The following is a 22,518-nucleotide window of genomic DNA, read 5'->3' as shown; positions in this document are numbered from 1 at the left end:
TCCACATTATATTATACTTAGAAAGCTTCACTTTATTTTTATCCATCATACCTTATTTTTTAACAAATGATAAGTTTTCTGAGCAATTTGTCTCACAAAAATAGTATAGCATACCTCTTCCTTATGTAACAACCTAATTGTATATCACATTAATTTAAATGTGATATATTTTTTCGTTAAAAAAACAAAATGGTATATCCTATTAAAAAACAAAAAACACATCGCGCTCTAAAGCACAATGTGTTTTTATTTTACAACTACAAGACGTGGTCCATCTTGTTCTCTTTCTTTCATTATCGTATTTTGCTCTTTCTCTTGTCGTTTTACATTGCTGGCTACATTTAACAATATACCCATCGCAATTAAATTAGCCAATAAAGAACTACCACCATAACTAATAAACGGTAAAGGTACCCCTGTAAGCGGTATTAATCCAGACATACCACCGACATTAACAAAAGTTTGTATTCCAATTAAACTTGCAATTCCGATTGCAATTAAACTTCCAAATGGATCTTTACATTTTTGTGCTACTCTAAACGAACGAATAATAATAAGTAATAAACAGATTAAAATAATAGCTACCCCTATAAAACCTAGTTCTTCAGATATAATTGCCATAATAAAATCTGTTTGCGGCTCTGGTAAGTAGCCATACTTTTGTATACTATTCCCTAATCCTCTACCATTTAACCCACCTGAGGCAATTCCAATAAATGAATTAACTAATTGGAATCCATCATTTTGAGGATCGTTAAACGGGTCAAGAAAAACTGAAAATCGGGCTTTTTGGTAATTATTCAATTTATAATTCCCAATAAAATACAATGCAGGAACCCATACGATAGATGTTAATATAAACCTTTTTATCCACAGGTTAACATTAACTCCTGAACAGAAGAACATAATTAACACTGTTCCACCTATTAATATGTCAGTCCCTAAGTCATTTTGTAATAAAATTAATACCATCGATCCACCCACCACAAATAAGGGGGGGATTATCCCTTGTAAAAAAGGGGTTTGCCTCTCTTGTTTCTTAGCAAAAAAACTTGCTAACGTAATAATTACTGCTATTTTTACAAACTCAGCTGGTTGTATACCTAGTATCCATCCTTTTGCACCATTGATTACCTTACCGAAAAGGAAGGCTGCTGTTAGTAAGCCAATCCCCCCTAACCCCATAGCTGCAAGAACTATTTTCTTCCTCCAAAATTTGTAAGGTACTACAGCGACAATCACTAGCATTACCGTTCCAATAGCAAGAGAAACTAATTGTTTTTTAAAAAAGTGATCTGCCGGCCAGTTATATTTCGATGAAATCGCAACAATGGAACTAGAACTATATACCATTATAACTCCCAGCACACATAAGATAACAAGAGGAAGTAATAATGAATAATCCATTGATTTCCATACTCTTTTCATTTCATTTCCTCTCTCTGTTTCAATTTAATTATTGTTGTATTCCATATGTACATTGATTCTTCCTGCTTTATTATACAAATAAAAAGCTCAAACTTTTTCAGTTTGAGCCCCCTTATTTGAACCCGTTATTGTTGTTTGTTTGTAAATGCTTCATGAAGTGCAGATAACTCACGTTCAAGCTCTCCTAACATTGCTTTCCCTTGTTCTTCTGCAATAAGACCAAGGCGAACTGCAAAATCGACTTCGCGGGATAGTCCAAACATTTGTGTGTCTAACACTTCTTCATATAATGGACATTGCGGCATTGTAAGATGGTCCATTTGCACCTTAATAAGTCTTAAAATCTTCTCCGCATCCGCTTGTAGAAGGGCTAGTGCCTTTTCCTGATGATTTGATACTGTCTCAGACGCCAAATTGATTCCCTCCGTTTCCGTCCTACTCTCTCCTATCTATTAATATTAGCGATAGTTTTAATAAATTGCAATAGAAACATTTTTTGTGACAATAGTGTCTAATACTATTATACTGAAAAGTGGGAGTATAACACAAATGGGGGAACAACAATGAGCGAAATTTTATTTATTAATGGAAAAGTTCGTTTTCCAATCACTATCGATCCAACCGTTTGGATCTTTGATGATCGAAAAGTAGATTTGACAACTTACTTTGATGAAACGAGAGAAAACACTTCAGAACTAGAAGCTTATTTAAAAAACACTTCGGAACATTGGGATCGCGAAATCCGTGATGGAGCTGCTTTCCCGCCGATACAACAAAGTGTAAAGAAATTTAAAAAAGAACAGCTAATTACTGGAACGTTCGGTATACCATTTCAACCTTTTCTTGCTAATGCCGAAATTTCAGATGACGCTACGCAAGTCGAGATCGAAACAGTAGATGATACAATAACGCTTCCATTAGAAACTGTCAAACATGCTATTCTTGGTTTTTCAAAAGAAGGAAAACCATTAAAAGAAGATGGACCTGTTCATTTATATTACAATGATGGATCTAATAGACAAAATCCAATCCGTAACATCCGCAAATTTACAATTATTTAAAGAAAAGGAGTGAGCTTTTGCTCACTCCTTTTTATAGTAAATCTGCGGCTAGTTGAGCTAAATTAGATCGCTCCCCTTTAACAAACTTTACATGACCACTAATACGTTGCTCTTTAAACTTCTCTACAACGTATGTTAAACCGTTATTATATTCATCCAAATACGGATGATCAATTTGCTGAGGATCTCCCATTAATACGATTTTACTTTTTTCTCCTACCCTCGTTAGTATCGTTTTCACTTCATGCTTCGTTAAATTTTGTGCTTCGTCAATTATAATGAATTGATCTGGAATACTTCTCCCGCGTATATACGTAAGAGCTTCTACTTCTATCGAACCCATTCCAGCTAAAATAGCATCTAACTCTCCTGGTTTTTTCGTATTAAATAAATACTCTAGATTATCAAAAATCGGTTGCATCCACGGTCTTAACTTTTCTTCTTTTTCTCCCGGTAAATAACCGATATCTTTCCCAACTGGAACAATTGGCCGTGCAACGAGTAGTTTTTTATATAACCCTAAATCTTCCGTTTGCATGAGCCCCGAAGCTAAAGCTAGTAATGTCTTTCCTGTACCAGCTTTCCCTGTTAGCGTAACTAGTGGAATATCTTCACGAAGCAACAATTCTAATCCCATAATTTGCTGCACATTTCGTGGTCGTATTCCCCATACTTGTTCATTGGGAAAAATAAGTTTCTTTACCTTCTTACCTAAATGATCCACAATACCTAGTGCTGAACTAGATCCACCTAACGCATCTTTCATTACTACAAACTGATTTGGATAAAAAGGATGATTTGCAATTTCGGATAAAGGCAATTCGCCTTTTTCATAAAAATAATCCAATTGTTCTTTTGATATATATCCTTCTAAAAATCCTGAATATATATTTTCCACTTCAATAACCCGATCACTTAAATAATCTTCCGCCTTTAAACCTATTGCATCTGCTTTTACCCTTACGAGCACGTCTTTACTTACTAAAATAACAGACTTCCCGTCCTCTTTTTCTTGTTCTTCTAAAGATAGATTTTTTGCTACAACTAAAATTCGATTATCATTTGTTTTTTCTACAAAAATATCTTGTAGTTGGACAAACGAACGATGATTTAATTCAATACGAAATGTACCGCCGTTTTCTAGCGGAATACTTTCATGCAGTTTTCCTATTTCACGAAATTTGTCTATTAACTTAGATACATAACGAGCGTTTCGTCCTACTTCATCCATATAACGTTTTTTCGAATCAACCTCTTCTAATACAACTGCTGGAATCACTACTTCATTGGTTTCAAATGAAAAAATAGATAAAGGATCCTGCAAAAGTACATTCGTATCTAACACATAAATTTTATCCAACCTGTTACCCCCTGACTCCACTTTTAAATTTGTAGAACAAGGGTTTCATCCATAAAATATGGACGAACCATTGTTATAATTATATGTACCGTATAAACGAGGTAGAATCGAAATTTATAGCCATTAAACCTTTTATTTATTTTTTATTCATTTCTATTCAATATATTACTTTTAATTATAATTATTAACATAAAATCACAATAAGTAATTACAAAAGTTAATAACTGACTTTCTTATTTATCACATTTATAATTCTTTCATTCCTGCTAACACTTGGTTATCGAGCTTTTTAGCTGCACGAAGATCATACGTTTTTTCATATGTTGGCTCAATTGCAAGTTTTGCACCATAAAACATAACATCACGTACTTCTTGCACATTTACTTCTATTACAGTTAATTTTAGAGGAATGTCTTCCATTCTATCAGTCAAAATTTCACCTGCACCACTTATGGAAAATACGGATTCATTCGCCATTATAGTCAATACCACTCCAGTACTATGTCTTATATTTTCCACAATACGTGAACGTTGATCTACTGCAAATCGAATACTAGTTTTACTCACTGCATACACCCAAGAAATAGCACTTACGTTAGGAACTTGTTTTTCAAAATCTGTTGTTGCTACCATAACAATACACTCTTTACGTAACGTTTGTACTAAATCATCTGTTAATGTGGGCTCTACTACATTCGCCATATTTCCACCTCCAAATATACTTCATATATCCTTATCATAACCTATTTTTTGAATTGCGAAAATATTATTTTTTCCCACTATTATTCAAAAATATTACACTTCCATGATATACTTATACTGATAGAATTCGTATTGAGGTGACGAAATGAGAGTCAAATGTATGATTTGTGATAAAAAAGATATGTTAGATGATGAAAATCCTATGGCAAAAAAACTGCGTAATCGCCCTATTCATACATATATGTGCATGGAATGTTCGGAACGAATTGCTGAACGTACGATGGAACGTCATGCAAGTGGTAATTTCCGATTATATCGTGATAAAAAAGTCGAAGACGATTGGTAAAATATAAATAAGTCCTTTATCAATATGATAAAGGACTTATTTATATTTTTCAGGTTCGCGATTCATTTGATCCAAAAAACAATCAATAGCTTCTAATGGAAACCTTGCAGATTTTCTTTCTCCATTTATTTCATATGTAACTAAATACATTTCCTCGTTCTTCTTAACTTCCACATTTCTCAATTTATGTTCTTCATATATCATATTTTGAAATAACAAATACGTTTCTTTTGCAGCACTATCATCCGGACGTGCTTCGGCAACTGTTTTAATTGTTAACCAATTATATAACGCATCTTGTACGGAACGCATAAAACTCCCCCCTCATCCTGCTTTTTGTTGTCTTGCTTGACGTAATCGCAACCTATAAATCCCAAGTACAATTGCTGCTACAACAAGCCCCTCTCCAACAGGTAAGAAAACTGCAAAGAAAGTTAACACTGTACACCCAATCGCTAACGATATATATATCACTATATTTTTTATTATAGATAGTTTTCTTGCAAAACCTAAATTATACACAAGTGCACTTAATATAATAATGACGCCATACAGTAACCACATCCCTAGCTCTGGATTTTCATCAACTTTACATAACTTCGCAAAAAAAGACATTCTTTCTAACACCATTTATCCCCCTTCCTCATAAATCAAACCATTTTTCTTTATGTACTTAATACAAGAGTAACCTGTGAAAAAAATACTGTCCACAAAAAGAGTAAATATTCTAAAAAATAAACATAAAAAAACAGCTACCTTAATTAAAGGTAGCTGTTTTACTATTTTACGCTTCTACAGATTTCTTTTTCTTAGCAGCTCTTTCACGTTCGCTCTTATCAAGAATCTTTTTACGTAAACGAATTGATTCTGGAGTTACTTCACAGAACTCGTCATCGTTTAAGTACTCTAATGATTCTTCTAAAGTCATTAAGCGTGGTTTTTTCATTGTTGAAGTTTGATCTTTCGTCGCAGAACGAATGTTAGTTTGTTGTTTCATTTTCACAACGTTAACTGTTAAGTCATTCTCACGAGTGTGTTCTCCGACAATCATACCAGCATATACTTCTGTACCTGGTTCAACGAAGATTACACCACGATCTTCAACTTGCATAATACCGTATTGTGATGCTTTTCCTGTTTCAAGTGAAACTAGAACACCTTGACGACGTCCACCAACTTGTCCAGCGTGTACTGGTTGGTAGCAATCGAATGTATGGTTTAAAATACCGTAACCACGAGTTAATGTTAAGAATTCTGTTGTGTAACCAATTAAACCACGTGCTGGAACCATGAAAGTAAGGCGAACTTGACCGTTTCCGTTATTCACCATATCTAACATTTCACCTTTACGTGCACCCATAGATTCCATAATAGAACCAGTGTATTCTTCAGGTACATCGATTTGTACACGCTCTACAGGCTCACATCTTACGCCATCAACTTCTTTAATAATTACTTCTGGCTTAGATACTTGTAGTTCATAACCTTCACGACGCATGTTTTCAATTAAGATAGATAAATGTAGTTCCCCACGTCCAGATACGATCCATGCATCAGGAGACTCTGTATTATCTACACGTAAACTTACATCTGTTTCTAATTGTGAACGAAGACGCTCTTCAATTTTACGAGATGTAATGTATTTACCTTCACGACCTGCAAATGGACTATTATTTACAAGGAACGTCATTTGTAGTGTTGGCTCATCAATACGCAATAATGGTAACGCATCTTGATGTTCAACTGGACATACTGTTTCACCAACGTTAATGTCTTCCATACCAGAAACAGCTACTAAGTCTCCAGCTTTTGCTTCTTCAATTTCTTGACGTTTTAATCCCATGTAACCAAATAATTTTGTTACGCGGAATTGTTTTACGCTTCCGTCTACTTTCATTAAAGCAACTTGTTGTCCAACCTTCATTGTACCGCGGAATACGCGTCCAACTCCAATACGTCCAACATAGTCGTTGTAATCAAGAAGTGCTACTTGGAATTGAAGTGGCTCTTCGCTGTTATCAATTGGTGCAGGAATATGTTCAATAATTGTATCAAATAATGATTTCATATTCTCTTCTTGATTTGCTGGGTTTGAATCTAAGCTTGCTGTTCCGTTCATTGCTGATGCAAATACAACTGGGAACTCTAATTGATCTTCGTTTGCACCAAGTTCGATGAATAAGTCGATTACTTCATCAACTACTTCATCAGGGCGAGCGAAGTCACGGTCAATTTTATTTACTACTACGATTGGAGTTAAGTTTTGCTCAAGAGCTTTCTTTAAAACAAATCGTGTTTGTGGCATACAACCTTCATATGCATCAACAACAAGTAAAACACCATCAACCATTTTCATAATACGTTCTACTTCTCCACCGAAGTCAGCGTGACCTGGTGTATCTAAAATGTTAATTCTTTTATCTTCATAGTGAATCGCAGTATTTTTCGCTAAAATTGTAATACCGCGCTCTCTTTCTAGATCATTTGAATCCATTGCGCGCTCTTCAACGTGTTCGTTCGCACGGAAAGTCCCCGCTTGACGTAATAACTGGTCAACAAGTGTTGTTTTACCATGGTCAACGTGGGCAATAATTGCTATATTACGTAAATCTTGTCGTTTTTTCAACATGTCCAACTCCTAATGTCTTTTTAATCCTTCTCTATTATAAGAGCGAAGGGGATACAATAGCAATTAAAATAAAATCAAGAATGAAAATATAGTTGTATTCTTACTTTTGTGAAAGTAAAATGAGATTGGAGGGTGAAGAAATGGAACACATTCAATATCGCTTTTTATTAACTGCAATTATCGGTGTTATTTTCTTAATTGGTATCGGCATTATGATTGCTGAAAATAGTCCAATCGGTATTATTATTTGCATTATCGGCACATTTGTTACAGTTGGATACGGTTTTGTAACAAAAAGAAAAATGCGTAAATCGCAATAACGTCAAAAAGTAAGAAGCCTGTATACAGCCTCTTACTTTTTTTGTTACTTGGATATAAAGTGAAACTTTAATCAGTGGGGTTTTTCTTCATCCCCACTGATTATCAGCCCTCACCAATCGGGATAAACGATAACACTTCTTCATACACCCCTGGCTTCGCAACTAATACGCTACTCTTCTCTACGATAGAAAGTGGCACTCCGGAGAATGTTGTTACCTTGCCTCCAACTTCCTCTACAATTATCTGTCCCCCACCAAAGTCCCATGGTGATAATCTAGGCGTTACATATGCATCGATTCTTCCAGTTGCAACGTATACCATCTCTAATGCTGCACAGCCATATGATCTCGTGCCTCTTGCTTTCTTAACAAGTGCCATCATACTTTCCATATTAAGCAATGGATTGTCGGTAAGCCATATCGCATTTAAAGCTACAATACCTTGCTCTACAGTACCTTTTTCTAATAAAGGTATCGGTACTTCATTACAAAATGCTCCAGCCCCTTTTAACGCATGATATAATTCATCATGAACTGGATCATAAATAAGTCCAATCTTTCCGATACCGTTCTCATAAATTCCAATTGAAATTGCAAAATTTCTTTTTTGGTGAACAAAGTTCATCGTGCCGTCAATTGGATCAATTAACCAAACAACCCCGTCAGAAGAAGTTACCTCGTCTCCATAGCCCTCTTCACCTAAAATATGATGATGTGGGAATGTTTCTTTAATTTTCCCAATTAAAAACTGTTCTATTTCTCGGTCCATATTTGTTACTAAATCAGCTGCATTTGATTTTGTTTCTATAATAAGTGCTTTTTTCATTGATGCCATTAAATGCTCTCCCGCATCCCGAATCCACTGTTTGGCGTGTGCATCGATGTCTTTCCATACTTCTTGCATGTTTAAACACTCCGATCTATACTGTTCACAGAAAAAACGAACCCTTTATAAGGTTCGCACCAACTAATTTTTTATACATATACTATTATTACGCTTCTAAACGAATCATTTCAAGTCTTAACACTTCTAACTTTTGTACACACTCTTCTTTTTTCTGTTTATCATCTTCCATCATCGCATCATATAAAGTTGCTAATTCATAATCTAGCTCCAAACGTAGCACCGGTATTCTCTTTTCAGCATCTGTTCTCTTTAACGCATTAATCACCTGTCTCATATTATTTGCCTCCTCCCAATATTCGTCTGCCCTCGGACTAGAATTGATTTAATTTTCTGATTTTTTGTTTTATACTATACTATGTTGGATAAATCATCTATGCAACAAAATTATATTTTTTTATTTAATTTTTTTTGTGCTGTTTTTTTTATGAATAGTACAAGCTATGCTAAAATAAAAGCAAAATAGGAGTTGGAGGAACAATCATGACACTACAAACATTCAAATCAACTGATTTTGAGGTCTTTACAGTTGATGGTCTCGAAGAACGAATGAGTGCAATTAAAACGAACATTCATCCTAAGCTAGAAGCTTTAGGGGAACAGTTTGCAGCGTATTTATCCAAACAAACTGATGAGAACTTTTTTTATCATGTAGCAAAACACGCACGTCGCAAAGTCAATCCACCAAACGATACTTGGGTTGCTTTTTCAACAAATAAACGCGGATATAAAATGCTACCACATTTCCAAATTGGATTATGGGGTACTCATGCCTTCATATACTTTGGTTTAATCTATGAGTGTCCACAAAAAGTGGAGACGGCTCACGCCTTCTTAGAACATATAAATGATTTAAAAACAAATATTCCAAATGACTTCGTTTGGTCCATTGACCATACTAAACCAAGTGTAAAATTACATAAAACACTTGAAACAAATGATTTACAAAAGATGATTGAACGTCTAGCTACTGTAAAAAAAGCAGAATTATTAGTTGGTATTCATATATCACCAGAGGAGTTTTCAGCAATGACTAACGAACAATTCCTTGCTAAGATTGAATCTACGATGCAATCACTCCTTCCTTTATATGCACTTTGTAATCGATAGTAGAAAACGGACAATTTATATTGTCCGTTTTTAGTTGTTATCACATTATATCACTTCAGTTTTTATTTTTCAAAATATTTTTTACATTTTCACAAGCTTTTCTTCTTCAATTTCTTTAGCCTTCTGAATCGCACGGTATATAGAATATCCACTTACTTCTTGAAACTCTTTATCAATTTTCTTTTCTTCTGCTTTCGATGGAACAATCTCTTTAAAACGACGATATAACCCCATTAATTCTTCTCTTATAATTCCTTTTTCATATGCTTTCTCAATCGCTTCATAAAACTTCACAATTGTAACCATTTCCTCATTTGACCAATCATAATCTAACGGATATTGATATTCCATTTCGCACCTCATTTATCTTTTCTTCTTATTTCAATACGCTATCTTAAAGTGATTTTTTTCTACTTCATTATAGCCACTTTGCATTATACACTATTTATTCATTTTAATGGAATTGCCTTCCACTAGAAGTTAGTAGGCAGCTACTATTTAACATATTCACCGTAAAAATATTTTTTGCTATACATCTATAATTATTGGTGATATAATGCTTTTGTTTTATAGAAAATAAAGTGAAGCTCCCATCTCAAAAAAGCTTTTGTGAATGGCAGAAAAACAAGTCTCATTCTAAAAAAGAACGTAACTTTTTTAGAACAAGATTATATAAAACAAACTCTAATAAATATTAAAAAAAGAAGGGGTGTATAGATTGTCCCAATACGAAACACCATTGTTTACCGCTTTAGTTGAGCACAGTAAGCGAAATCCAATTCAATTCCATATTCCAGGGCATAAAAAAGGACAGGGCATGGATCCTGAATTTCGCGAATTTATTGGGCATAATGCATTAGCAATTGATTTAATTAATATTGCGCCGCTCGATGATTTACATCATCCAAAAGGTATGATTAAAGAAGCACAGGATTTAGCAGCCGCTGCATTTGGTGCGGATCATACTTTCTTTTCTATTCAAGGTACAAGTGGCGCAATTATGACAATGGTGATGAGCGTTTGCGGTCCTGGTGACAAAATACTAGTACCACGAAACGTGCATAAATCAGTAATGTCAGCTATTATTTTCTCAGGTGCAAAACCTATTTTCATGCATCCTGAAATTGATCCAAAACTTGGTATTTCACATGGAATCACAATTCAATCTGTCAAAAAGGCACTTGAAGAGCACTCAGATGCGAAAGGCCTACTTGTTATTAACCCAACATACTTTGGCTTTGCTGCGGACTTAGAACAGATTGTACAATTAGCACATTCTTACGATATCCCTGTACTCGTTGATGAGGCTCATGGTGTTCATATTCATTTTCACGATGAACTGCCGATGTCAGCGATGCAAGCCGGTGCAGATATGGCCGCAACAAGTGTTCACAAATTAGGTGGGTCTTTAACGCAAAGTTCTATTCTTAATGTAAAAGAAGGCCTTGTGAACGTAAAACATGTTCAATCTATTATTAGCATGCTTACGACTACATCAACGTCTTACATCTTGTTAGCCTCCCTAGATGTTGCTAGAAAACGTCTTGCTACAGAAGGAACGGTACTCATAGAACAAACAATACAATTAGCGGAACAAGTTCGTGATGCTATAAATGATATCGAACATCTTTACTGTCCAGGGAAAGAAATGCTAGGTACGGATGCTACTTTTAACTATGATCCTACAAAGATAATTGTATCTGTAAAAGATTTAGGTATTACAGGCCATCAGGCTGAAGTATGGCTTAGAGAGCAATATAACATTGAAGTAGAGCTCTCAGATTTATACAACATACTATGTCTTGTCACTTTTGGAGATACAGAAAGTGAGACAAATACACTTATTGCAGCATTACAAGATTTATCAGCAACATTTAAAAATAAAGCTGATAAAGGTGTTCAAGTGCAAGTAGAAATTCCAGAAATACCTGTTTTAGCACTTTCTCCTCGAGATGCTTTTTATTCGGAAACAGAAGTCATCCCATTTGAAAATGCAGCAGGTCGTATTATAGCTGATTTCGTTATGGTTTATCCGCCAGGGATTCCAATCTTTACTCCGGGGGAAATTATTACACAAGATAACTTAGAGTATATTCGTAAAAACTTAGAAGCAGGTTTACCTGTACAAGGTCCTGAAGATATGACATTACAAACATTACGCGTGATTAAAGAGTACAAGCCTATCAGTTGATAGGCTTTTCTTTCACCCTTTTGGCCTTTTATCATACGATATTATGTAATGTAACGTATAGGTGGGGATACTATTATGATTGTAATAGGCCGTTCTATTGTACATCCTTATATCACAAATGAATATGAGCCATTTGCAAATGAGAAACAACAAATTTTATCTATAATGGCAGGAAATCAAGAAATCTATTCCTTCCGAACATCTGGTGAACTCAGCTTTGATCTAAATTTGCGTGTTAATATTATTACCTCTGCATTAGAACTTTTTCAAAGTGGTTTTCAGTTTCGCACATTTCAACAATCTTTTTGTAACCCTCAGTATTGGAAAAGAACATCTCTTGGAGGATTCGAGCTCCTTCCAAACATACCCCCTTCCATTGCCATACAAGATATTTTCAAAAACGGAAAACTATATGGAACTGAATGTGCCACCGCTATGATCATTATTTTTTACAAAGCTTTACTAGCATTATATGAGGAAGAAACCTTCAACCGTCTCTTTGCAAACCTTTTACTTTATACGTGGGACTACGATCAAGATTTAAAGCTCATAACAAAGACGGGTGGCGATCTTGTCCCAGGTGATCTCGTTTACTTTAAAAATCCACAAGTGAACCCAGCTACAATCGAGTGGCAAGGAGAAAATACAATCTATCTAGGAAATTTCTTTTTTTATGGGCATGGCGTAGGTGTAAAAACAAAAGAAGAAATTATATACGCGTTAAATGAGCGACGAGTCCCTTACGCTTTTATTTCCGCTTTCTTAACCGATACTATTACCCGTATCGATAGCCGTCTTATGAGCTATCACGCTTCTCCTAGCACACCACAGACATCCATAGGATTTATTCCGATTAGAGATGATGCAATTGTTGCAACAGTTGGCAACACAACTACAGTTTATTAAAAAAAGCACCTACATATGTAGGCGCTTTTTTTATTTAAGCTTTTGTATGTTCTTTATGGTCACAGTCGCAATGAGATCCACATTTCCCGTATAGTACTGTTGATTTTTCATCTTCAAAATGTCCGATTGTTCCTTCACATACTTGGCATACGATTGTTCCCATTTTTCATTTCCCCCTGAGTTTTAATAGTAATCTATTTATTTATCATTAAGCTTTCGCATTATCTCTACTAGCACAGTCACAATTTGTTCCGCATTTTCCGTAAAGCACTGTCGTTTTTTCATCTTCAAAATGTCCGATTGTTCCTTCACATACTTGGCATACGATTGTTCCCATTTTTCATTTCCCCCTAAGTTTATGGTCCTAAAAACTTTCAGCTGTCCATTTCCTATCAATTATTGGGCTTTTGTATGCTCTATGTGATCACATCCGCAAGATCCACATTTCCCGTAAAGTACCGTTACTTTCTCATCCTCGAAGTGTGCAATTGTACCTTCACAATCTTGACATACGATTGTTCCCATTTTTCATTTCCCCCTAAGTTTATAATCCCAAAAACTTTTTTGTAACCGCTTAACTTTCTGTCTTTATTTTAATATGTTATACTTTTTTACGTCAATAGGTTTTTAGTATAACACATTAAATATTTTAATTTTAAATTAGTATGCGATATTCAAACAAAAAAACAGCCATATTTATACGTACGACTGTTTTACATTATTTATTCTTCGTATTCCGCATGCAAAGATGTAGATGGAACTAGAAATGAGAAGAACTGAGCTAACTCAGCTGCTTCCTCTTCTGAACCTAATTTGAACACTTCCTGCAAATGTTGAACATTCTCTACATCATCTCGTCCAAGTAAAGTAGACCTTCCTGTTTGCATGCAAACAATAAGTGGCTTTCCAAAAAACATATTTGTATAAATAACACCAAAATCATAACGAGTATCATGTGTCATAAACCCCAAAAATCGTACCTTCACACTTTCATGCTCATCATACAATTTTTCAAACATCGGTTTCCACCTTTCTACATCACCTTTCATTAGTATATTAAACAAAAAAAGGAATACTCCTTTTAATTGTCAAAAAATTCAGTAGGATGTAGAATGAGAGTATTCTACTAAGTTAGGGGGAACTTATATGCAACATGCCTTTATTACACTTGTACCTAAATCCAACCAACAATCTGTTTCAATAGATGATATAAAACAACTTTTTCATTATTATAAAACAGTTACTTCCAAAACTGGTGTTCAAATTAATTACGCTTATACAAATACCGCTTTTCCGTATGAAATTTTAGATACATCAGCAACAACATTCAAACTACAATCTACTCACGATCGATATGACTCCATTTATGTTGGTGTCGGTATAGAAAAGGAACAAACTTATATTCAAGTTTCTTTACCACCTAATGCAACATTTGGTGATAAAGGAAAAGCAAATGAATTTTGCCGTTTTCTAGCGAAGAAATTAGAAGGAGAGTTAAAATTATTTAATGGAAGAACAATGTATTTCTATAAACGTTAATTTAAAAAATAGAAAATATAATTAAGAAAAGTATGCAATTTGAACACGTAAGGAATAATGCCTGCTTTCTAATTTGCAATACAAAATATGCGATCACATATGCTAAATAAAGAAATACAAAAAATAGAATAACTTTATAATGCAACTTATCACCATTTGACAATGATAATACAACGGAAAAACCACTCCATAATAAAAAATGATAAAATATAACATGTAATATTCTCATGGAACCTTCTCCTTTGACATGCTCTATTTTATTAATATATGGTATTAAGTTTGAATCAATTACATATTACACGAAAGCATATATATGGCTTTTGGATTTATATATGTTTTAACAATTAAATTAAATTATTATATATTCATTCGACAAGTACGTATAAAGACCTTGCAAGCCACTTTTATTATAAAATAAAAAATAGCCCATCTCTTTAAATAAGAGATGGGCTATTTTCATTACTTAAATTATTTTACAATGTGAATTGGCATTCCAAGAGCAACTTCAGCTGCTTCCATTGTGATTTCACCTAATGTTGGGTGAGCGTGGATTGTTTGAGCGATATCTTCTGCTGTCATTCCAGCTTCGATAGCTAAACCAATCTCAGAAATAATATCAGAAGCGCCTGCACCTGCAACTTGAGCACCTACAAGAAGACCATCTTCTTTACGTGTTACAAGTTGTAAGAAACCGTCAGTGCTGTTTAATGATAATGCACGACCGTTAGCAGCGAATGGGAACTTAGATACAGTTACAGTCATTCCAGCTTCTTCAGCTTGTTTCTTAGTGTAACCAACAGATGCTAATTCTGGATCAGTGAAGCATACTGCAGGAATTCCGATGTAATCGATAGCTGACGCATGGCCACTAATTGCTTCTACAGCTACTTTACCTTCGTAAGAAGCTTTGTGAGCTAATGGTGGTCCAGGAACGATATCACCGATTGCATAGATGTTTGGTACATTTGTACGACATTGCTCATCGATTTCGATGATGCCGCGGTCAGTCATTTTAACTCCAACTTGCTCAAGACCGATTTCTTGAGTGTTTGGACGACGACCTACAGTTACTAATACGTAATCTGCTTCTACAGTTTGGATTTCACCTTTAACTTCGAAGCTAACTTTTACGCCAGTTTCTGTTTCTTCAACGCCTTTAGCCATAGCTTTTGTATGGATTGTTACGTTACCTTTTTTCTGTAGAGCACGTTTAACAACAGAGCTCATAGCTTTTTCGAAACCAGCTAAGATTTCGTCGCCAGCTTCTACTACAGTAACTTCTGTACCGAAGTTAGCATATGCAGTACCTAATTCCATACCGATGTAACCGCCGCCGATTACAACAAGTTTTTTAGGAATTTCAGGTAAGCTTAAAGCACCTGTAGAGTTGATAACACGTTTAGAGTATTTGAATCCTGGAATTTCGATTGGTGTAGAACCAGTTGCAAGAACAGCATTTTTAAACGTATAAGTTTGAGCTGCATCTTCAGTCATTACGCGTAATGTGTTAGCATCTACGAAGTAAGCTTCACCGCGAATGATTTCAACTTTGTTACCTTTAAGAAGGCCTTCAACACCGCCAGTTAATTTCTTAACTACGCCGTTTTTCCATTCTTGAACTTTTGTAAAGTCAACTTTTACGTTCTCTGCAGTGATACCCATGTCATCAGAATGCATTGCATTCTCATAACGATGACCTGCATTGATTAACGCTTTTGAAGGAATACATCCAACGTTTAAGCATACGCCACCAAGGTTAGCTTTTTCAATGATCGCTACCTTTTGACCTAATTGTGCTGCACGAATTGCCGCAACGTATCCACCAGGACCTGCACCAACAACGACTGTATCTAATTCAATTGGGAAATCTCCTACTACCATTGTTATTACGCCTCCATTACTAATAATTGTGGGTCATTCAATAGACGTTTAATTTGGTTTAATGCTTTTTGAGCAGTTGCGCCGTCAATTAAACGATGGTCAAAGCTTAGAGATAATGCTAATACTGGAGCTGCAACGATCTCACCGTTTTTCACAACTGGTTTCTCAGCGATACGGCCGATACCAAGGATTGCTACTTCTGGGTGGTTGATAACTGGAGTGAACCATTGTCCACCTGCAGAACCAATGTTTGTAATTGTGCAAGAAGCGCCTTTCATTTCAGCAGGAGCTAAACGACCTTCACGTGCTTTACCAGCAAGATCATTGATCTCGTTAGAAATTGTGAAGATAGACTTGCGATCTGTATCTTTAACAACTGGTACTAATAGACCTTTGTCTGTATCAGCTGCGATACCGATGTTGAAGTAATGTTTATGAACTACTTCTTGAGAAGCATCATCTAAAGAAGTGTTTAACATTGGATATTCACGTAATGCAGATGTTAAAGCTTTAACAACGTATGGAAGGTAAGTTAATTTAATACCTTTGTCAGCTGCAACAGCTTTGAACTTCTTACGGTGAGCAACAAGTTCAGTTACATCTACTTCATCCATTAATGTTACGTGAGGAGCTGTATGTTTAGAGTTAACCATTGCTTTCGCAATTGCTTTACGGATACCACTCATTTTCTCACGAGTTTCTGGATATTCACCAGCTGGGATTGGTTGTGCTTTTGGTGCTTCTTCTTTCGCTGCTGCTGGAGTAGCTTCTACTGCTGCTGGAGCCTCAGTTGCTGCTACCGCTTGTCCACCATTTGCAAATGCATCGATGTCAGCTTTTACGATACGACCGTTCTTACCAGAACCAGCTACTTTATGAATGTCTACGCCGTTTTCACGAGCATATTTACGAACAGATGGCATAGCGATTACGCGCTCATTTACTACTTCTGCAGTTGCTGCTGGAGTAGCTTCAGCTTTAGGAGCTTCTTCTTTTGCTTCTTCAGCTTTAGGAGCTTCGTCATGATCGTCGCCTTTAAATTTAAGGTTTTCGTATCCAGGAGCATCAAATTTAATTAATGTATCTCCAACTACTGCAACCGTACCTTCTTCTACAAGCACTTCAAGTACTTTACCTTTAACAGGAGAAGGAATTTCTACTACTGCTTTATCATTTTGTACTTCAAGAAGTACGTCGTCTTCGTTTACTTCGTCGCCTGGTTTAATAAACCATTTTACGATTTCACCTTCGTGGATACCTTCACCGATATCTGGTAGTTTAAATTCAAATGCCACGGAATTCAGCCCCCTGATTCATTTCTTTATTATGGAATATGGCAAAAGAAATCAGCATGTGCTGATTTCTTTTGCACATGAATAAGTAAAAATTAGAAGTTCATTACTTTGTTAACAGCTTCAACAATATCTTTGTGGTTTGGTAACCATACGCTCTCAGCTTGAGAGAATGGGAATACTGTATCAGCAGCTGCAACACGTACAACTGGAGCTTCTAAGTTTAAAATTGCACGGTCGTTAATTTCCGCTACAACGTTAGCTGCAATACCAGCTTGTTTTTGAGCTTCTTGAACTACAACTACGCGGCCTGTTTTTTCAACAGAAGCGATGATTGTTTCGATATCTAATGGTTGAACTGTACGTAAGTCAACAACTTCTAAAGAGATACCTTCTTTTTCAAGTTCTTCAGCAGCTTTTAATGCAGCGTGAACCATAGCACCGTAAGCGATAACAGATACATCTGTACCTTCACGTTTGATGTCAGCTTTGCCTAAATCAATTGTGTATTCGCCTTCTGGTACATCTTGACGGAATGAACGGTACAATTTCATATGCTCTAAGTAGATAACTGGATCGTTGTCACGAATCGCAGAGATTAAAAGACCTTTTGCATCGTATGGAGTAGATGGAATAACAACTTTTAGACCAGGTTGTTGAGCCACTAAACCTTCTAAGCTATCAGCATGTAGTTCAGGAGTATGAACACCACCACCGAATGGAGAACGAACTGTTACTGGAGCAGTCCAACGTCCACCAGAACGGTAACGCATACGAGCTAATTGACCAGAAATTGAATCCATTACTTCATAAACGAAACCGAAGAATTGGATTTCTGGAACTGGACGGAATCCTTCAAGTGCAAGTCCAACTGCAAGTCCACCAATACCAGACTCTGCAAGTGGAGTATCCATTACACGGTCTTCACCAAATTCAGCTTGTAAACCTTCAGTAGCACGGAATACACCGCCGTTTACACCAACGTCTTCACCAAACACAAGTACGTTAGGGTCATTTTTCATTTCAACGCGTAAAGCATCAGTGATTGCTTGAATCATTGTCATTTGAGCCATGGCTTACTTCGACTCCTTTTCTTTGTAAATTTCATATTGTTCAGCTAAGTTGTAAGGCATTTTTTCGTACATGATTTCCATTAAATCAGTAACTTTTTGTTTTGGAGCTTGGTCAGCCTTAGCAATTGCTTGTTTGATATCTTCTTTTGCTTCTTCGATTACTTTCTCTTCAACTTCTTGAGACCATAGGCCTTTGTTTTCTAAGAATGCACGGAAGCGTACGATTGGATCTTTTTGTTCCCATTCGTTCTCGATATCTTTTGTACGGTAACGAGTTGGATCATCACCAGCCATTGTATGTGGACCGTAACGGAATGTTAAAGTCTCGATTAAAGTAGGACCTTCGCCATTTACTGCACGCTCACGAGCGAAAGCAGTTGCTGCGTATACAGCTAATGGATCCATACCGTCTACTTGAATTCCGTAAATACCTGCTGCTACTGCTTTTTGTGCTACAGTTTTAGCTGCAGATTGCTTTTCTACTGGAGTAGAGATTGCATAACGGTTGTTTTGTACAACGAAGATTGCTGGAGCTTTGAATGCGCCCGCAAAGTTCATACCTTCGTAGAAGTCACCTTGTGAAGCACCACCGTCACCAGTGTAAGTAATTGCAACAGATTTTTTACCACGTAATTTCATACCTAACGCAACACCAGCAGTTTGGATGATTTGCGCACCGATGATGATTTGTGGAGCAAGTGCATTTACGTTCTCAGGCATTTGGTTACCCATGAAATGTCCACGAGAGAATAAGAATGCTTGGTATAATGGTAAACCGTGCCATACTAATTGTGGCACATCACGATATCCTGGTAAGATGAAATCTTCTGCTTCAAGTGCGAAATGACTTGCTAATTGAGAAGCCTCTTGTCCAGCTGTTGGTGCGTAGAAACCTAAACGTCCTTGACGGTTTAAAGAAATAGAACGTTGATCTAGTACGCGAGTATACACCATACGGCGCATTAATTCTTTTAATTGATCATCAGATAATTCAGGCATAGCTGCTTCATTCACAACTTCGCCTTTTTCATTTAAAATTTGTAATGTTTCAAATTGAGCTGCGATAGCTTTCATTTGCTCATCAACATTAAATAGGGTCTTTTTTGTTTTAGTACCCATTCCGTTCACCTCTTCCTCTCTTGAACCATATTCTGAAACGCTTTCACTATCTATTAGCTAGATGGAAACCGCAACAATGTAAACCAACAAATTTATTTGTCGGTTGAGAATAATTTTGTGTACCTAACAATCTGTACTAATGTTTTTTCAGAAACATATTAATACAATCTTGATCACGTTTTTTAGTTTACAACTATTCTAATTACGATGTCAATTACTTTGAATACGTTTTTTTATAAATAATCTGCAGGTTTCTCCTACACAAACGTGTTTTTATTTTTCACATCTGTATTAGTAAGCATTAACCTACTGTTATATTATTCCCTTTTTAACTTGTTTTTTCTCTTAGAATAATATGTAAACGATTTAATTCCCTTTAGTTTTTCTCTCTTCTTAGCAAAAATATACAAACTCTTCTTCCTTTTATAGGTAATTACCCATACATTTCTACTCTTCCCTCCATACATTATAGTAACCGCAGTATTAGCGGGAAATGATAAAGGAGGTCATCTCATGTACGGATATTCATATTGCTATCCAACTTGTTCATATCCTTCCTACGGTTATGGCGGTTCTTGTGGTGGGTCTGGACGCGGCTTCGCCTTAATCGTTGTGTTGTTTATTCTTTTAATTATCGTTGGTGCTGCTTGCATTCGCTAATGTAAAATGAAACAACTATGGAAAGAAAGAGACGGCTCTGCCGTCTCTTTCTTTTTATTCCTACATAACCGATCTATCTTCCCCTTACTTGCCGATGACTTTTTCCATCTCCTTTGGTAGACTAAAAGGGAAAGGAGAGATTACATATGCTTACAATGAAAGATGTAATTCGCGAAGGAGATCCTATTTTGCGAAACGTTGCAGAAGAGGTAGTACTACCAGCGAGCGAAGAAGATACAAATACTCTTAAAGAAATGATTGAATTTGTAATAAATAGCCAAGATCCTGAAATGGCTGAAAAATATAGTTTACGCCCTGGAATCGGATTAGCGGCTCCGCAAATCGGTATTTCAAAAAGAATGATTGCGGTTCATGTAACAGATACGGACGGTACGTTATATAGTCATGCATTATTCAATCCAAAAATCATTAGCCATTCTGTTGAACGTACATATTTACAAAGTGGTGAAGGCTGTCTATCAGTAGACCGTGAAGTACCTGGTTATGTCCCTCGTTATACAAGAATTACAGTGAAAGCAACTTCTATTAACGGCGAAGAAGTAAAATTACGTTTAAAAGGGTTACCAGCAATTGTATTTCAACATGAAATTGACCATTTAAATGGTGTTATGTTCTATGACCATATTAATAAAGAAAATCCATTTGCCGCTCCTGACGATTCAAAACCTCTGGAGCGATAGTAAAAAAGGCGGAATATACTCTTCCGCCTTTTTACTATATGAAATAGATTCCATATTCACTTATAGCAATCCAGCCCATTTTAAACCGTGATATATACCGTCTTCACTAACATCCTTTGTCACATGATTTGCAAGTTTTTTCAAGTCTTCATGCCCATTCCCCATCACAATACCTGTCCCAACTGCTTCAATCATTTCTAAATCATTTAAGCCATCCCCAAATGCATACACTTGTTCACGGTTAAATCCTAGCTTTTCAATGAATTTCTCAATCCCTTTTGCCTTAGAACCACCATTTGGAATAATATCCATTGAATACGCATGCCAGCGAATAAAATGAAAGTCTGGGTACTGATTTATAAACTTTTCTTCTTCATTTATTTCACAGAAAAGAAGTGTTTGATAAATATTACGCTTCTCATAAAAATCAGGTTCATATGCCGGATGCTCAAAATGTAAACTTCCAAAACCTTCTTTCACATAATCATGATATTCCACTGATGCTCTCATTTCTTGATGATCAAGATATACAAGTGGATATCCTTCTTGTTTTGCAAACTGAGTAAACTTATGTAGAGCAGCTGGATGTAATGGGTTATTAAATACTACCTCATCTTCAAATACAACGTACTGCCCATTAAAGCTAACATAATTGTGGATATTAAGTTCCTTACGAATATCTTCGAACATAAATGGCGCACGTCCTGTCGCAATTGCTACATGCACGCCTTTTTCTTGTAACTGCCTTACTGCGTCTCGCGTAGATTGCGGAATCTTCTTATCATGATCTAATAATGTTCCATCAATATCAAAAAAGACAATTTTATCATTCATTTGTCAAAATCCTTTCTGTTACTCTATATTCCTATTTTGATTATCGCTTTTCAAATGCTAAAAAAAAGTATAACATATTAAACATCTGTGAAGAAAGCGTTCACTTTCTGACCTTATTTATGAAACCTGCATATATATATTAGTAAAAAATGTGGATACTTGTTCGTATGAATTTTCTTTTCTATTCTTTCTCATACTATAGCTATAACTAACGGCTACTAATCGTTACTATAGAATAACTTTCTCTGTATGAGAAAAGACAAGATTCAACATTCACTTTTGTCCTCTTTCTTATATCAGAGACGGCGTTTTCACTAGTAATATGCATGTTTAAAATAAGGAAAGGAAGGAGTAATCATGCTGAAGAAGCTGAAGAAAAAGCTGAAGCGTTATTTAAAAGATCTAGTCCGTAAAAAGACGATCGCTTAAATTGTGCCCATTTCGGGCTTTTTCTTCATTCTC

General features: G+C 35.8%; 29 protein-coding genes. 9 read left to right on the top strand and 20 right to left on the bottom strand.

The features are described 5' to 3' along the window. Positions 1–246: 246 nt before the first annotated feature. Both ftsW and QCI73_RS07950 read right to left on the bottom strand, forming a co-directional pair. On the bottom strand, positions 247–1,428 hold the full coding sequence (ftsW, locus tag QCI73_RS07955) for a putative lipid II flippase FtsW (protein ID WP_000832781.1): 1,182 nt from the start codon (positions 1,426–1,428) through the stop codon (positions 247–249). 125 nt (positions 1,429–1,553) lie between these two features. Continuing rightward, positions 1,554–1,841, bottom strand: a complete 288-nt coding sequence (locus tag QCI73_RS07950; protein WP_000135695.1) for an Fpa/YlaN family protein — start codon at positions 1,839–1,841, stop codon at positions 1,554–1,556. 150 nt (positions 1,842–1,991) lie between these two features. Between QCI73_RS07950 and QCI73_RS07945 the strand changes: the two genes are divergently transcribed. Then, positions 1,992–2,489, top strand: coding sequence for a molybdopterin-binding protein (locus QCI73_RS07945; RefSeq protein ID WP_001289788.1), 498 nt, complete (start codon positions 1,992–1,994; stop codon positions 2,487–2,489). 31 nt (positions 2,490–2,520) lie between these two features. Here the strand turns inward: QCI73_RS07945 and QCI73_RS07940 are convergent, their stop codons facing one another. Further along, complete coding sequence (locus tag QCI73_RS07940) at positions 2,521–3,849, bottom strand: PhoH family protein (RefSeq protein WP_353822735.1); 1,329 nt, start codon at positions 3,847–3,849, stop codon at positions 2,521–2,523. A gap of 246 nt (positions 3,850–4,095) precedes the next feature. After that, positions 4,096–4,551: a pyridoxamine 5'-phosphate oxidase family protein gene (locus QCI73_RS07935; protein ID WP_044790726.1), complete on the bottom strand. Its 456-nt coding sequence runs from the start codon at positions 4,549–4,551 to the stop codon at positions 4,096–4,098. Positions 4,552–4,696: 145 nt separating this feature from the next. Between QCI73_RS07935 and QCI73_RS07930 the strand changes: the two genes are divergently transcribed. Beyond that, complete coding sequence (locus QCI73_RS07930) at positions 4,697–4,897, top strand: YlaI family protein (RefSeq protein WP_001995040.1); 201 nt, start codon at positions 4,697–4,699, stop codon at positions 4,895–4,897. Positions 4,898–4,933: 36 nt separating this feature from the next. Here the strand turns inward: QCI73_RS07930 and QCI73_RS07925 are convergent, their stop codons facing one another. The 3 genes from QCI73_RS07925 to typA all read right to left on the bottom strand — a co-directional run bounded on the left by QCI73_RS07925 (position 4,934) and on the right by typA (position 7,526). Continuing rightward, positions 4,934–5,209, bottom strand: a complete 276-nt coding sequence (locus tag QCI73_RS07925) for a hypothetical protein (RefSeq protein WP_001258148.1) — start codon at positions 5,207–5,209, stop codon at positions 4,934–4,936. Positions 5,210–5,221: 12 nt separating this feature from the next. After that, positions 5,222–5,524 carry a YlaH-like family protein gene (locus QCI73_RS07920; RefSeq protein WP_000893666.1) on the bottom strand — a complete coding sequence of 101 codons (303 nt, stop codon included), beginning with the start codon at positions 5,522–5,524 and terminating at the stop codon, positions 5,222–5,224. A gap of 157 nt (positions 5,525–5,681) precedes the next feature. Beyond that, positions 5,682–7,526, bottom strand: coding sequence for a translational GTPase TypA (gene typA / locus QCI73_RS07915; protein WP_000914763.1), 1,845 nt, complete (start codon positions 7,524–7,526; stop codon positions 5,682–5,684). 140 nt (positions 7,527–7,666) lie between these two features. On the opposite strand from typA, the gene QCI73_RS07910 reads away from it, so the two are divergent. Beyond that, positions 7,667–7,846: a DUF5325 family protein gene (locus tag QCI73_RS07910; protein WP_000400127.1), complete on the top strand. Its 180-nt coding sequence runs from the start codon at positions 7,667–7,669 to the stop codon at positions 7,844–7,846. Positions 7,847–7,949: 103 nt separating this feature from the next. Here the strand turns inward: QCI73_RS07910 and QCI73_RS07905 are convergent, their stop codons facing one another. Then, complete coding sequence (locus QCI73_RS07905; protein ID WP_001158694.1) at positions 7,950–8,750, bottom strand: inositol monophosphatase family protein; 801 nt, start codon at positions 8,748–8,750, stop codon at positions 7,950–7,952. An 88-nt stretch (positions 8,751–8,838) separates the two neighbouring features. Then, the gene (locus tag QCI73_RS07900; protein WP_001250164.1) at positions 8,839–9,027 is read right to left on the bottom strand and encodes a hypothetical protein; all 189 of its coding nucleotides are present in this window, start codon (positions 9,025–9,027) and stop codon (positions 8,839–8,841) included. A gap of 206 nt (positions 9,028–9,233) precedes the next feature. Between QCI73_RS07900 and QCI73_RS07895 the strand changes: the two genes are divergently transcribed. Next, positions 9,234–9,860 carry a YktB family protein gene (locus QCI73_RS07895; RefSeq protein WP_000175082.1) on the top strand — a complete coding sequence of 209 codons (627 nt, stop codon included), beginning with the start codon at positions 9,234–9,236 and terminating at the stop codon, positions 9,858–9,860. An 81-nt stretch (positions 9,861–9,941) separates the two neighbouring features. On the opposite strand, the gene QCI73_RS07890 is transcribed toward QCI73_RS07895, so the two are convergent. Then, positions 9,942–10,211, bottom strand: coding sequence for a UPF0223 family protein (locus QCI73_RS07890; RefSeq protein ID WP_000456550.1), 270 nt, complete (start codon positions 10,209–10,211; stop codon positions 9,942–9,944). Positions 10,212–10,578: 367 nt separating this feature from the next. Between QCI73_RS07890 and speA the strand changes: the two genes are divergently transcribed. Beyond that, positions 10,579–12,051, top strand: coding sequence for an arginine decarboxylase (gene speA, locus QCI73_RS07885; protein ID WP_000084888.1), 1,473 nt, complete (start codon positions 10,579–10,581; stop codon positions 12,049–12,051). Between the two features lie 75 nt (positions 12,052–12,126). After that, positions 12,127–12,957: a protein-glutamine gamma-glutamyltransferase gene (locus tag QCI73_RS07880; RefSeq protein ID WP_000635351.1), complete on the top strand. Its 831-nt coding sequence runs from the start codon at positions 12,127–12,129 to the stop codon at positions 12,955–12,957. Between the two features lie 34 nt (positions 12,958–12,991). On the opposite strand, the gene QCI73_RS07875 is transcribed toward QCI73_RS07880, so the two are convergent. The 4 genes from QCI73_RS07875 to QCI73_RS07860 form a co-directional block, all read right to left on the bottom strand. Beyond that, positions 12,992–13,120 carry a GapA-binding peptide SR1P gene (locus QCI73_RS07875; RefSeq protein ID WP_048546130.1) on the bottom strand — a complete coding sequence of 43 codons (129 nt, stop codon included), beginning with the start codon at positions 13,118–13,120 and terminating at the stop codon, positions 12,992–12,994. 45 nt (positions 13,121–13,165) lie between these two features. Continuing rightward, a complete protein-coding gene (locus QCI73_RS07870) occupies positions 13,166–13,294 on the bottom strand; it encodes a GapA-binding peptide SR1P (protein WP_000536805.1) in 129 nt (42 codons plus the stop codon). 59 nt (positions 13,295–13,353) lie between these two features. Beyond that, positions 13,354–13,482: a GapA-binding peptide SR1P gene (locus tag QCI73_RS07865; RefSeq protein WP_044790724.1), complete on the bottom strand. Its 129-nt coding sequence runs from the start codon at positions 13,480–13,482 to the stop codon at positions 13,354–13,356. A 197-nt stretch (positions 13,483–13,679) separates the two neighbouring features. Continuing rightward, the gene (locus tag QCI73_RS07860; RefSeq protein WP_011040622.1) at positions 13,680–13,976 is read right to left on the bottom strand and encodes a DUF3055 domain-containing protein; all 297 of its coding nucleotides are present in this window, start codon (positions 13,974–13,976) and stop codon (positions 13,680–13,682) included. 127 nt (positions 13,977–14,103) lie between these two features. Here QCI73_RS07860 and QCI73_RS07855 point away from each other — a divergent pair, with 127 nt between their 5' ends. Next, positions 14,104–14,496 (top strand): DUF1885 family protein, encoded by a 393-nt coding sequence (locus QCI73_RS07855; protein ID WP_001163309.1) that lies wholly within the window; start codon positions 14,104–14,106, stop codon positions 14,494–14,496. 1 nt (position 14,497) lies between these two features. On the opposite strand, the gene QCI73_RS07850 is transcribed toward QCI73_RS07855, so the two are convergent. From QCI73_RS07850 to pdhA, 5 genes are all read right to left on the bottom strand, one after another. Next, the gene (locus tag QCI73_RS07850; RefSeq protein ID WP_001221351.1) at positions 14,498–14,725 is read right to left on the bottom strand and encodes a hypothetical protein; all 228 of its coding nucleotides are present in this window, start codon (positions 14,723–14,725) and stop codon (positions 14,498–14,500) included. A gap of 239 nt (positions 14,726–14,964) precedes the next feature. Next, on the bottom strand, positions 14,965–16,377 hold the full coding sequence (lpdA, locus tag QCI73_RS07845; RefSeq protein WP_000260111.1) for a dihydrolipoyl dehydrogenase: 1,413 nt from the start codon (positions 16,375–16,377) through the stop codon (positions 14,965–14,967). 5 nt (positions 16,378–16,382) lie between these two features. Further along, positions 16,383–17,672 (bottom strand): pyruvate dehydrogenase complex dihydrolipoyllysine-residue acetyltransferase, encoded by a 1,290-nt coding sequence (gene pdhC / locus QCI73_RS07840; RefSeq protein WP_000863427.1) that lies wholly within the window; start codon positions 17,670–17,672, stop codon positions 16,383–16,385. Positions 17,673–17,764: 92 nt separating this feature from the next. Then, positions 17,765–18,742 (bottom strand): pyruvate dehydrogenase complex E1 component subunit beta, encoded by a 978-nt coding sequence (gene pdhB / locus QCI73_RS07835; RefSeq protein WP_000068166.1) that lies wholly within the window; start codon positions 18,740–18,742, stop codon positions 17,765–17,767. A gap of 3 nt (positions 18,743–18,745) precedes the next feature. Next, a complete protein-coding gene (pdhA, locus tag QCI73_RS07830) occupies positions 18,746–19,861 on the bottom strand; it encodes a pyruvate dehydrogenase E1 component subunit alpha (RefSeq protein WP_000536893.1) in 1,116 nt (371 codons plus the stop codon). Positions 19,862–20,374: 513 nt separating this feature from the next. Between pdhA and QCI73_RS07825 the strand changes: the two genes are divergently transcribed. Then, positions 20,375–20,521 carry a YjcZ family sporulation protein gene (locus tag QCI73_RS07825; protein WP_000274562.1) on the top strand — a complete coding sequence of 49 codons (147 nt, stop codon included), beginning with the start codon at positions 20,375–20,377 and terminating at the stop codon, positions 20,519–20,521. Between the two features lie 146 nt (positions 20,522–20,667). Further along, positions 20,668–21,222 (top strand): peptide deformylase, encoded by a 555-nt coding sequence (gene def / locus QCI73_RS07820; protein WP_000957059.1) that lies wholly within the window; start codon positions 20,668–20,670, stop codon positions 21,220–21,222. Positions 21,223–21,282: 60 nt separating this feature from the next. Here the strand turns inward: def and QCI73_RS07815 are convergent, their stop codons facing one another. Further along, positions 21,283–22,056: a Cof-type HAD-IIB family hydrolase gene (locus QCI73_RS07815; protein WP_353822734.1), complete on the bottom strand. Its 774-nt coding sequence runs from the start codon at positions 22,054–22,056 to the stop codon at positions 21,283–21,285. Between the last annotated feature and the right edge of the window lie 462 nt (positions 22,057–22,518).

Source organism: Bacillus cereus group sp. MG16, assembly GCF_040459875.1.
In the GTDB taxonomy this organism is placed as follows: Bacteria; Bacillota; Bacilli; order Bacillales; family Bacillaceae_G; genus Bacillus_A; species Bacillus_A paranthracis.
The sequence above is the reverse complement of the archived record's forward strand: the minus strand, read 5'-3'. Positions and strand labels throughout refer to the sequence as shown.

Excerpts from the sequence above, each read along its gene's own strand:
- pdhB (WP_000068166.1), bottom strand. The coding sequence starts at position 18,742 with ATGGCTCAAATGACAATGATTCAAGCAATCACTGATGCTTTACGCGTT.
- QCI73_RS07930 (WP_001995040.1), top strand. The coding sequence starts at position 4,697 with ATGAGAGTCAAATGTATGATTTGTGATAAAAAAGATATGTTAGATGAT.
- def (WP_000957059.1), top strand. The coding sequence starts at position 20,668 with ATGCTTACAATGAAAGATGTAATTCGCGAAGGAGATCCTATTTTGCGA.
- pdhA (WP_000536893.1), bottom strand. The coding sequence starts at position 19,861 with ATGGGTACTAAAACAAAAAAGACCCTATTTAATGTTGATGAGCAAATG.
- lpdA (WP_000260111.1), bottom strand. The coding sequence starts at position 16,377 with ATGGTAGTAGGAGATTTCCCAATTGAATTAGATACAGTCGTTGTTGGT.
- QCI73_RS07825 (WP_000274562.1), top strand. The coding sequence starts at position 20,375 with ATGTACGGATATTCATATTGCTATCCAACTTGTTCATATCCTTCCTAC.
- QCI73_RS07865 (WP_044790724.1), bottom strand. The coding sequence starts at position 13,482 with ATGGGAACAATCGTATGTCAAGATTGTGAAGGTACAATTGCACACTTC.
- QCI73_RS07890 (WP_000456550.1), bottom strand. The coding sequence starts at position 10,211 with ATGGAATATCAATATCCGTTAGATTATGATTGGTCAAATGAGGAAATG.
- QCI73_RS07900 (WP_001250164.1), bottom strand. The coding sequence starts at position 9,027 with ATGAGACAGGTGATTAATGCGTTAAAGAGAACAGATGCTGAAAAGAGA.
- QCI73_RS07905 (WP_001158694.1), bottom strand. The coding sequence starts at position 8,750 with ATGCAAGAAGTATGGAAAGACATCGATGCACACGCCAAACAGTGGATT.
- QCI73_RS07860 (WP_011040622.1), bottom strand. The coding sequence starts at position 13,976 with ATGTTTGAAAAATTGTATGATGAGCATGAAAGTGTGAAGGTACGATTT.
- QCI73_RS07880 (WP_000635351.1), top strand. The coding sequence starts at position 12,127 with ATGATTGTAATAGGCCGTTCTATTGTACATCCTTATATCACAAATGAA.
- QCI73_RS07870 (WP_000536805.1), bottom strand. The coding sequence starts at position 13,294 with ATGGGAACAATCGTATGCCAAGTATGTGAAGGAACAATCGGACATTTT.
- QCI73_RS07895 (WP_000175082.1), top strand. The coding sequence starts at position 9,234 with ATGACACTACAAACATTCAAATCAACTGATTTTGAGGTCTTTACAGTT.
- QCI73_RS07815 (WP_353822734.1), bottom strand. The coding sequence starts at position 22,056 with ATGAATGATAAAATTGTCTTTTTTGATATTGATGGAACATTATTAGAT.
- QCI73_RS07875 (WP_048546130.1), bottom strand. The coding sequence starts at position 13,120 with ATGGGAACAATCGTATGCCAAGTATGTGAAGGAACAATCGGACATTTT.
- QCI73_RS07855 (WP_001163309.1), top strand. The coding sequence starts at position 14,104 with ATGCAACATGCCTTTATTACACTTGTACCTAAATCCAACCAACAATCT.
- QCI73_RS07850 (WP_001221351.1), bottom strand. The coding sequence starts at position 14,725 with ATGAGAATATTACATGTTATATTTTATCATTTTTTATTATGGAGTGGT.
- ftsW (WP_000832781.1), bottom strand. The coding sequence starts at position 1,428 with ATGAAAAGAGTATGGAAATCAATGGATTATTCATTATTACTTCCTCTT.
- typA (WP_000914763.1), bottom strand. The coding sequence starts at position 7,526 with ATGTTGAAAAAACGACAAGATTTACGTAATATAGCAATTATTGCCCAC.
- QCI73_RS07935 (WP_044790726.1), bottom strand. The coding sequence starts at position 4,551 with ATGGCGAATGTAGTAGAGCCCACATTAACAGATGATTTAGTACAAACG.
- QCI73_RS07925 (WP_001258148.1), bottom strand. The coding sequence starts at position 5,209 with ATGCGTTCCGTACAAGATGCGTTATATAATTGGTTAACAATTAAAACA.
- QCI73_RS07910 (WP_000400127.1), top strand. The coding sequence starts at position 7,667 with ATGGAACACATTCAATATCGCTTTTTATTAACTGCAATTATCGGTGTT.
- QCI73_RS07945 (WP_001289788.1), top strand. The coding sequence starts at position 1,992 with ATGAGCGAAATTTTATTTATTAATGGAAAAGTTCGTTTTCCAATCACT.